The following is an 8,790-nucleotide window of genomic DNA, read 5'->3' on the forward strand; positions in this document are numbered from 1 at the left end:
TGCATGGGGGCCATCGAGAAGCCGTCCTGGCCCAGAATTTCGGTCGTGATGCCCTGGCGGAGCTTGGGCGCGAGCGTCGCGTCCGCGAACAGCTCCATGTCCGAGTGGGAGTGGGTGTCGATGAAGCCCGGAGAGACCACCCGGCCGTCGGCGTCGACCACGGTCTCGGCGGCGATACCGGGGTCCTTCTCCCGAACGACGTCGGTGATGCGGTCGCCCTCGACGGCGACGCTCCCGCGGAACCACGGCGCGCCCGTCCCGTCGACGATGCGTGCGTTCTCGATGAGTAAGTCGGCCATACGTGAGTGTGTCTTCCTTCCGGGAAAAACACCCACCCGAGAATAGACGGGGCTGGTCAGTCCTCGCCGACCGCGCGTCGAAGCTTCGCCGACGAGAGGTTCCGACCGGTGACGGGCACGACGACCGTCTCGCCCGCGACGTCCATCCGGCAGAGGGCCGCGACCGCCGACGCCGACGCGCCCTCGACGACGAGTCGCTCCTCGGCCAGCATGTCGCTGACACCCTCCCAGATGGCCTCCTCGGTGACGCGAACGAGGTCGTCCAGGCGCTCGCGCATGAGCTCGACCGTGAGCGCGAACGGCGCGCGGGAGGCGATACCCTCGGCCTCGGTCGCCACGGAGTCCTGGGGATAGAGGTGCCCCTCGTGGTACGCTTGATAGGTCGCGTCGGCGGCGTCGGACTGCACGCCCACCACCTCGGCGTCCCCGACTGCGCCGACGGTGAGGCAGTAGCCCGCCGCGCCGCTCCCGCCGCCGACCGGGCAGACCACGCGGTCGACCTCCGGAAGCTCGTCGAGCACCTCCAGGCCCGCGGTGCCCACGCCGGCGACGAGGTCGGGCTCGTTCGCGGAGTGGACGTAGCGCAGGCCGTCCTCGGCCGCCTTCCGCTCGGCCCACTCCCGGGCGTCGTCGTAGTCCTCGCCGTGGGGGACCACCTCGGCGCCGTACTGCTCCATGGTGGCCACCTTCTCGGGGTTCGGGTCGCCGGGCACGGCGATGGTCACCGGGACGTCGAACGTACGGCCGGCGTAGGCGACCGACTGGCCGTGGTTCCCCGTCGAGGCCGCGATGAGGCCGGCCTCCCGGAACTCCTCGGGGAGGCGGTGGCCGAGCGTGATTCCACCCCGGACCTTGAACGCGCCCGTCGGGAGCGTGTCCTCGCGCTTGAGGTAGACCTCGGCGCCCGTCTCCGCCGACAGCAGCTCGCTGCGGACCAGGGGCGTCTCCGGCAGGTGCCGGTTCACGATGGGCCTGGCCGCGTAGACGTCCGCCGGCTCGGGCGGGGTCAGGTCGTGGTAGGGGAAAATCGTCGTCGAGTCGGGGGAGTCCGCTGGGTCGAACTGGCTCATCGGTCCACCTCCGTCTCGTCAACTTCGGGCTCGTTCGCCTTCTCGAGGACGGCCCGGTGGAGCACCTCCGTCCCCGTCACCACGTCGGTCCACTCCGTGTACTCGTCTTCGGTGTGGCTCACGCCGCCGACGCTGGGGACGAACACCATCGCCGTCGGGCAGAACCCGTTGAGGTAGCTGGCGTCGTGGCCCGCGCCGCTGACGAGCCGGGTGTAGTCGGCGCCGACGTCGTCGGCCGCGGCAGCGACCGTCTCGATGCAGCCGTCGTCGAACGCCTGGGACTCGATGCGCATGATAACCTCGTGGCTGGCCTCGACGTCCTCGCGGGCCGCCGCGTGCTCGATCTCCTCGCGCACGCGGTCGGCCGCCCGGTCGACCGTCTCGTCGTCGTAGGAGCGGAAGTCGACCGTGAAATCGACGGTCTCGGGAATGACGTTGATGGAGTTGGGAGAGACGTCCAGGGAGCCCACGGTCCCGACGAGGTCATCGCCCTCCGTGCCGGCGATGCGCCGCACCGCCTCCACCACGTCGCTGGTGGCCACCAGCGCGTCGTGGCGGAGGTGCATCGGCGTCGGCCCGGCGTGGTCCGCGCTGCCCGAGAACGTCACGTCGAACCAGACGAAGCCGTACACTCCCTCGACGACGCCGACGCTCAGTCCCGCGTCGGCCAGCTTCGGCCCCTGCTCGACGTGGAGCTCGAAGTAGCTGTGCAGCTCCCGCGGCTCGCAGGGGGCGTCGCCGCGGTAGCCGATGCGCTCCAGCTCCTCGCCGAACCGCTTCCCCTCCTTGTCCTCGAGCGAGCGGGCGAATTCGGGGTCGAACTTGCCGGCGAAGACGCCGCTGCCGAGCATGTCCGGCTGGAACCGCACGCCCTCCTCGTTGCTCCAGGAGACAACCTCGATGGGTCTCTCGGTCTCGACACCGGCGTCGTTCAGCGTCTCGACTATCTCGAGCCCGCCGAGCACGCCGATGACGCCGTCGTACCGCCCGCCGTTGTACTGGCTGTCGACGTGCGAGCCCACGAGCACGGGCGCGAGGTCGTCGTTCCGGCCCGCGCGCCGACCGAAGATGTTCCCGACCTCGTCGACGGTTACCTCGAGGCCCGCGTCCTGAAACCACTCGACCAGGCGGTCACGCGCGCGCTTGTTCGCGTCCGAGAGCGTCGGCCGGTTGACGCCGCCGCGCTCGGTCGCCCCGATCTCGTTGAATCGGTCGAACCGGTCCCGGAGCCGCTCGCTGGAGATCTCCGTCATTGGCGATGGTGGCGGGTTCGAGCGAGTTCACTCTACCCCCTCGCATGCAGGGGTGTGGGGTAAAGCGTCCAGGTGCCGTCGGGCCGTCCACGAGCCACACGCATGAGCCAACGCATCGAGTTCCAGAACGCGATGGTGTACGACGGGTCGGGCGCGCCCCCGACGACGGCGAACGTCCTGGTTCAGGACGGACGAATCGAGCGGGTGGGGGCCGCGTCAGCGGACGCGGAGCGCGTAATCGACCTTGACGGCGACGCGCTCGCGCCGGGGTTCGTGGACATGCACGCCCACTCCGAGCTCCGGCTGTTCGACCACCCCGGAGCGCCCGAAAAAGTGACCCAAGGCGTCACCCTCGAGGTGCTGGGCCAGGACGGCGTCAGCGTCGCCCCGGTCCCGGAGGGCACGCAAGAGGAGTGGGCCAGGCGAGTCCAGACCCTCCTCGGGACCCGCGAGGAGTGGGAGTGGCGAACCGTCGAGGGGTACCTGGACGCGCTCGCGGCCGCCGAGCCGGCGGTCAACTGTGCTTACTACGCGCCGCACGGGAACCTCCGGTCCCTGGCGGTCGGTTTCGAGGACCGGCCGCTCGACGAAACGGAGCTCGAAACCGTCACCGAGGCGCTCGAGACCGCCGTCGAGAGCGGCGCGTTCGCGCTCTCGACGGGACTGATCTACCCGCCGAGCGCCTACGGCCGAGACGACGAACTCGAGGCGCTCGGGTGGGTACTGGCCAACCACGACGGCTTCATGGTCTCGCACGTCTGGAACGAGAGCGACCGGGTGGTCGAGTCCATCGACCGGTTCGTCCGGCTCTGCGAGCGGGCCGGCTGCCAGCCCCACGTCTCGCACTTGAAGGTGGCCGGCGAGACGAACTGGGGCGCCTCGACCGAGATTCTCGACGTGTTCGACGCCGCGGAGGAGCGGGGGGTTCGCGTAACGTTCGACCAGTATCCCTGGACCGCCGGGAGCACAATGCTTACCGCGGTCCTGCCGCCGTGGGCGCGCGCTGGCGAGACCGAGGAGATGCTCGAGCGCCTGCACGACCCGGCCGCCCGCGAGCGCATCCGCGAGGACATCGAGACCGGCGAAAGCGGCGACTGGGAGAACCTCGCCGGCGCGGCCGGCACGTGGGAGAACATCCTGGTGACCAACACCGGGAGCGGGCAGGCCGAAGGCGAGACCATCGCCGCCGTCGCCGCCGAGCGCGGTGTCAGGCCTGTCGAGGCGGTCTGTGACCTGCTCGTCGAGGAGGACCTGGACGTGACGATGGCGGACTTCGTGATGGACGACCGGGACATCGAGCGGTTCCTCTTGGACCCGCGAGGCACCATCTGCACGGACGGCATCTTCGGCGGGAAACCCACCCGCGGGCGGTCGGCACGTACCCGCGCCTGTTCGGGCGCTACGTCCGAGAGCGCGGGGCGCTCCCGATCGAACTGGCGGTGTACAAGGCCGCTGGCCACCCCGCCGACGTGCTCGGGCTCCCCGACCGCGGGCGCGTGCGGGAGGGGTACGTCGCGGACCTCGTGGCCTTCGACCCCGACGCGGTGCGGGCGAACGTGACCTACGACGACCCGATGCAGCACGCCGACGGCATCGAGCACGTCCTGGTCGACGGCGAGTTCGTCGTGCGGGACGGCGAGGTGACGGGGACGCAGCCGGGGAGCGTGTTGCGATCGATAGAGGAGTGGGACGGTCCGGTGCGGCCTGCGCTGACAGACCGGGACGACTAGCGCCGACCGGTGCAGCCGGCGCTAGTCGGGGGAGCGGTTGTTGGTGGCGGGATTTCTCGAGTGGGAGCCTCCGTGAAGCCGCCGGGACAAATACCGCGCGAATCCGGTCCAGCACGCCGAGTGGAAGGGGCTTTAGTGCCGTTGCTGGCTTGGGTGACTGCGATGGATACGGGAGGCGAGCGAACGCCAGCGCACGCGACAGATGAGGCCGGCCAGGAGCGGCTCGTGCGCGGCTACTCGGGGCGGATGTTCGGACTCATCGCGCTCGGGACGCTCGTGGCGAATCTCGGCCGACAGGCCCTGCCGCCGCTGTTACCCACCATCATCGAGGGGCTGGCGATAACGCCGGCCGCTGCGGGCGTCGCGCTGACGCTCATGCGGATCTGTTTCGCCGTCCTGCAGTACCCGAGCGGCCGCCTGGCGGACGAGGTCTCGCGCAAGATCGTGATCGTCGGCGGACTCGGCGTTCTGATCGTCGGGTTCACGGCCCTCACGCAGGTCACCTCGTACCCGGGGCTGCTGCTGAGTACCGCGTTACTCGGCGTCGGGTCGGCGTTTTTCTTCGTCTCCGAGCGCGTCCTGCTCTCGGACCTGTTCGTCGAGAAGCGCGGGCGAGCGTTCGGCGCCAACAGCGCGATCTCGCGGATCGGGAGCATCCTCGCGGCCGGACTCGCCGTCGTCGCCCTCTCGCTCGGGGCGTGGCAGCTCGCGTTCGCCCCGGTCGTCGTGCTCCTTGCCGCCATCGTGATCGCCTTCCACGTCGTTGCGAGGGAGCGCTACGGAACCCGGGACCTGTTCAGCCTCGCCGGGGGCGGCGGGAACGTGCGCGAGACGGTTTCGCGGGTGTTCGGGACGTCCCAAGTCCGGCGGTTGGTGGCGGCGTACACGCTGATCATCTTCGCGTGGGAGGGCGTGCTCGGGTTTCTTCCGACGTTCCTCCAGGCGAGCAAGGGGTTCACCCCCGGACTGGCGAGCGGCGGGTTCGCGGCGCTGTTCGCCGTCGGGGTCGTCGTGCAGCCGCTCTCGGGTATCCTGAGCGACCGCTGGGATAGACGCCTGATCGCCGGTGGTGCGACACTCGTAAGCCTCGTCGGGCTCACGCTTCTCATCGTCGCCGAGTCCCAGCTCCCGATCCTCGCGGGGATTCTGCTCTACGCCGCGGGCCTGATGGCGTTCACGCCGGTCCTGCAGGCCTATCTGATGGACATCTTTCCGGACGACAGCAAGGGTGGCGACCTCGGCGCGTTCAAGACCATCTACGAGGGGCTGTCCAGCCTTGGTCCGGCCTACGTCGGCGTCGTCGCCGGCATCGCGAGTTACGCGGTCGCGTTCCAGGGATTGCTCGGCTGTCTCGCTCTCAGTGCGGCGATCCTGTTCTGGACGCGTTACTCGGACAGCGTTTCGGGCGGATGAGTTCTGGGCGGGTTTCCGGGTTCGGTGTGTTACCGAGGTGGGCCGGTATCTGTGCTGTCTGACTCGTTCGGAGTCGGATGTCTGGTTCGCATTTGAGGGTTGGTTTTCACTGGTCGAACCGGGACCACGAACAGTACCGCGGAGTAGATGGCCCGCGGAGAATCCGCGACAGCATCCGCCGACAGCTTCGCGGAGTTCCCATGACCTCGGAGGACCGCACAGCACCGCGCCGCAGCCGACACGGTGCGGGGGCGGTGGTAGCCCGCGCTCGCCGCGGTCGCGAGCGTTACCAGAAATCGTCGGTTTCTGGTGACGGATCTTGGGCCCGGAACCCTGCTGTGCTGGTGGGTCCTCCGAGCTCGACGTCGCAGCGGTATCGTCGCCGTGATGTCCCAGAAAACGTTATATCCGGTTATTCGTAGTCTGGGTCATGTTTGACCCGTCCTCTTTCTGACCTGTTACGCGGGACCCGAGAGCACGGGAAGAGCGGACCCCGCTCGGGATCAAACTGCTCTGCGTGATGGGGGGACTCAGTACTCTGTTGGTCACGCATTCCGTACTTGCTACGTTGGGCGATGGCCTCGGGAACGTCGTCGTCGAGGTATTCGTGGTGACTGTCGCCGTCGTCCAACTGCTCGGATTCTATGGTTTGTGGACCCTCCGGTTCTGGGGCTGGGTGATCGTCCTTTCCTCGTACGTACTCGCGGTCGTCATCGCCTTGATTTTCACCGACGTGAGGGGCATCGTCGCCGGAGTCGCCTTCGCGTACTACGTGTACGGCAAGGACGAGTACTACGTTTGAGTCACCCGTTCGAGCATTCCACCAAGCCGTCAGAATAGGCCCGAACGACCAGCCCGCCCCAACCTACTCGTACCGTTCGATCACGTCCTGGATGTCGGGCGCGATGGACACCACCTCACCCGCAGCGCGCATCGCGCTCTCGGTGTCCTTCAGGCCGTTACCCGTGACCACGACGACCACCGATTCACCCTCATCGATGATCCCCTCCTGCCGCGCCTTCCGCACACCGGCGACGGGGGCCGCCCCGGCCGGCTCCGCGTAGACGCCCTCGGTCCGGCCGAGCAACGCCTCGCCCGCGAGAATTTCCTCGTCGCTCACCAGCACCGAATCGCCGCCGCTCTCCTCCAGGGCCCGGCAGGCCTTCACCGTGTTCCGCGGGCGGCCGACGGCGATGCTGTCGGCGACGGTGTCGGCCACCTCCTCGACGTCGTCGTGCGCCTGGAACGTATCGTGGATGGCGCTCGCGCCTTCGGCCTGCACACCCAGCATCTTCGGCGCCTCGTCGACGAACCCGAGGTCGCGGAACTCTCGGAACCCCTTCCAGCCGCCGGCGATGGTGCAGCCGTCGCCCATCGAGAACACCAGCCAGTCCGGCACGTCCTCCCGGGTCTGCTCGGCGAGTTCGTGACCCACTGTGCGCTTGCCCTCGACCTGGAAGGGGTTGACCGCGGCGTTGCGGTTGTACCAGCCGAAGCGCTCCGTGACCTCCATGCTGAGGTCGTAGGCCTCGTCGTAGCTCCCCTCGACGCCGAGCACGTCTGCGCCGTAGACCAGGGGCTGGGCGAGCTTGCCTTCGGGCGCATCGCCGGGGACGAACAGCCGGCAGTCCATCCCGCCGCGGGCCGCAAAGCCCGCGAGGGAGGCCGCCGCATTCCCCGTGGATGCGCAGGTCACGATCTCGCGGCCGAACTCCCTGGCCTTGGTGAGCGAGACGCTGGTCGCGCGATCCTTCAGTACGCCGGTGGGATTTCGGCCGTCGTCTTTGACCCGGAGGTCGACCCCGAGCTCGTCCCCCAGGCGCGGCGCGTCCAGCAGGGGGGTGCCGCCCTCGCCCAGCGTCACCGGCTCGACGTCGTCGGCCACCGGGAGGAACGCGCGGTACTTCCACTGGGAGTCGATGGCGCCGTCGAGGGGCTCGTCGAAGCACTCGGCGATCCGGTCGTAGTCGTAGACGACCCCCAGGATGCCGGCGACGCCGTCGTGGTTCGGACAGGTGTAGATGACCTGGTCCGGGTCGTACGTCTCGCCACACAGGGTGCACTCGAGCGTGTCGACGTGGTTCACACCGGGCGTTCGAGAGCCCGGCAAGAGAAGCTACCGCCGCCCATGCGCGGGGTCAGTCGACGTTCTCGAGTCAGTCCACGTTCCCCAGGATCTTCGACTCGGCCTTCCGGAGGTGTTCGAGCAGCGTCGTCTTCGAGACGTCGAGCTCGTCGGCGAGATCGCTGGCCGAGCACTCCCGGGGCCAGGTGTAGTAGCCCTCGCGCTGGGCCAGCTCGAACACCTCGCGCTGGCGCTCGGAGAGCTGGTTCGAGGAACTGCCGCCGGCGCTGCCGGACTCCGGGCACTTCATCCCCTCGACGGTGATGTCGGCCTCCATCTCCTCGCAGATCTCGTCGAGGCGCTGCTGGATAGTGTCCCGCGAGGCCGCGACGATGACCGTCCAGTACTCGTAGCCGTCGTGGATCCGGATCTCCTCCTCTGGGACGAACCCCCGGGAGATGAAGGCGTCGTGGATGCTGTTGGTCGGTTCGTACTCGACGAGCAGCTCCTGGGTCGCGTTGCCCGCGGCGTCGGTGCGCAGGTTCGGATTGAAGTACTCGTTGATGAGCTTCACCTCGTCGGTCAACGGGGATTCCTCGATGGCCTCGGCGAGCTCGGTGATCTGGTCGGTCGTGTCGGCGTAGGCGGTGAAGCGCCCGCTCACGATCCCGTCGTGTTGGTAGACGCCGTGACCGATGAGGCCGGCGTCGACCATCTCGGTCGTCTGCAGCGTCCAGCAGTCCGGGTGCCAGATCTCCAGCGTTATCTGTGAGGTCCGATACTGTTCGCTTCGCCGTTCCTTGGGGGAGCTTGCCATAGTGAAGTTTCTTCAGCTTATCGGGGTTAAAAGTTGTGCCGGTGCTGACGGTCGCGTTAAGTTAGAGGATGAGGCGGTCGTTAGTTCGGATGCCTATGGCCGAATTCGACCGCCTCAGTGAGTCTACCGAGTGGATCGACTTG

Annotated in this window: 8 protein-coding genes and 1 pseudogene; 4 read left to right on the forward strand and 5 right to left on the reverse strand. The window is 68.3% G+C overall.

Annotated elements, in window-relative coordinates; translation table 11 throughout:
• From BMZ83_RS15710 to BMZ83_RS15720, 3 genes are all read right to left on the reverse strand, one after another.
• The coding region (locus BMZ83_RS15710; protein ID WP_143077026.1) for an amidohydrolase family protein at positions 1 to 299 on the reverse strand (299 nt) is incomplete at its 3' end.
• 56 nt (positions 300 to 355) lie between these two features.
• A complete protein-coding gene (locus BMZ83_RS15715) occupies positions 356 to 1,369 on the reverse strand; it encodes a threonine ammonia-lyase (protein WP_074880887.1) in 1,014 nt (337 codons plus the stop codon).
• Complete coding sequence (locus tag BMZ83_RS15720; RefSeq protein ID WP_074880890.1) at positions 1,366 to 2,622, reverse strand: Zn-dependent hydrolase; 1,257 nt, start codon at positions 2,620 to 2,622, stop codon at positions 1,366 to 1,368. Before BMZ83_RS15720 ends, BMZ83_RS15715 begins: the two co-directional genes overlap by 4 nt.
• 279 nt (positions 2,623 to 2,901) lie before the next feature.
• Between BMZ83_RS15720 and BMZ83_RS17290 the strand changes: the two are divergent.
• The 4 genes and pseudogenes from BMZ83_RS17290 to BMZ83_RS15735 form a co-directional block, all read left to right on the forward strand.
• Positions 2,902 to 3,480: pseudogene (locus BMZ83_RS17290) on the forward strand (N-acyl-D-amino-acid deacylase family protein); the annotation flags it as partial.
• 530 nt (positions 3,481 to 4,010) lie between these two features.
• Positions 4,011 to 4,352 carry an amidohydrolase family protein gene (locus tag BMZ83_RS17295; RefSeq protein ID WP_343123908.1) on the forward strand — a complete coding sequence of 114 codons (342 nt, stop codon included), beginning with the start codon at positions 4,011 to 4,013 and terminating at the stop codon, positions 4,350 to 4,352.
• Between the two features lie 162 nt (positions 4,353 to 4,514).
• Positions 4,515 to 5,765 carry an MFS transporter gene (locus BMZ83_RS15730; RefSeq protein ID WP_079990231.1) on the forward strand — a complete coding sequence of 417 codons (1,251 nt, stop codon included), beginning with the start codon at positions 4,515 to 4,517 and terminating at the stop codon, positions 5,763 to 5,765.
• A gap of 568 nt (positions 5,766 to 6,333) precedes the next feature.
• Positions 6,334 to 6,567 carry a hypothetical protein gene (locus BMZ83_RS15735; RefSeq protein ID WP_143077027.1) on the forward strand — a complete coding sequence of 78 codons (234 nt, stop codon included), beginning with the start codon at positions 6,334 to 6,336 and terminating at the stop codon, positions 6,565 to 6,567.
• 63 nt (positions 6,568 to 6,630) lie between these two features.
• On the opposite strand, the gene thrC is transcribed toward BMZ83_RS15735, so the two are convergent.
• Together thrC and BMZ83_RS15745 are read right to left on the reverse strand one after the other, a co-directional pair.
• Positions 6,631 to 7,851, reverse strand: a complete 1,221-nt coding sequence (gene thrC / locus BMZ83_RS15740) for a threonine synthase (protein ID WP_143077028.1) — start codon at positions 7,849 to 7,851, stop codon at positions 6,631 to 6,633.
• A 70-nt stretch (positions 7,852 to 7,921) separates the two neighbouring features.
• On the reverse strand, positions 7,922 to 8,647 hold the full coding sequence (locus BMZ83_RS15745; protein ID WP_074880898.1) for a helix-turn-helix domain-containing protein: 726 nt from the start codon (positions 8,645 to 8,647) through the stop codon (positions 7,922 to 7,924).
• Positions 8,648 to 8,790 lie beyond the last annotated feature (143 nt).

The organism is Halolamina pelagica (assembly GCF_900115675.1).
Classification (GTDB): Archaea; Halobacteriota; Halobacteria; order Halobacteriales; family Haloferacaceae; genus Halolamina; species Halolamina pelagica.

Bases quoted from the DNA above. Each gene is read 5' to 3' on its own strand.
- BMZ83_RS15720 (WP_074880890.1), bottom strand. From the start codon at position 2,622: ATGACGGAGATCTCCAGCGAGCGGCTCCGGGACCGGTTCGACCGATTC.
- BMZ83_RS15715 (WP_074880887.1), bottom strand. From the start codon at position 1,369: ATGAGCCAGTTCGACCCAGCGGACTCCCCCGACTCGACGACGATTTTC.
- BMZ83_RS15730 (WP_079990231.1), top strand. From the start codon at position 4,515: ATGGATACGGGAGGCGAGCGAACGCCAGCGCACGCGACAGATGAGGCC.
- BMZ83_RS15745 (WP_074880898.1), bottom strand. From the start codon at position 8,647: ATGGCAAGCTCCCCCAAGGAACGGCGAAGCGAACAGTATCGGACCTCA.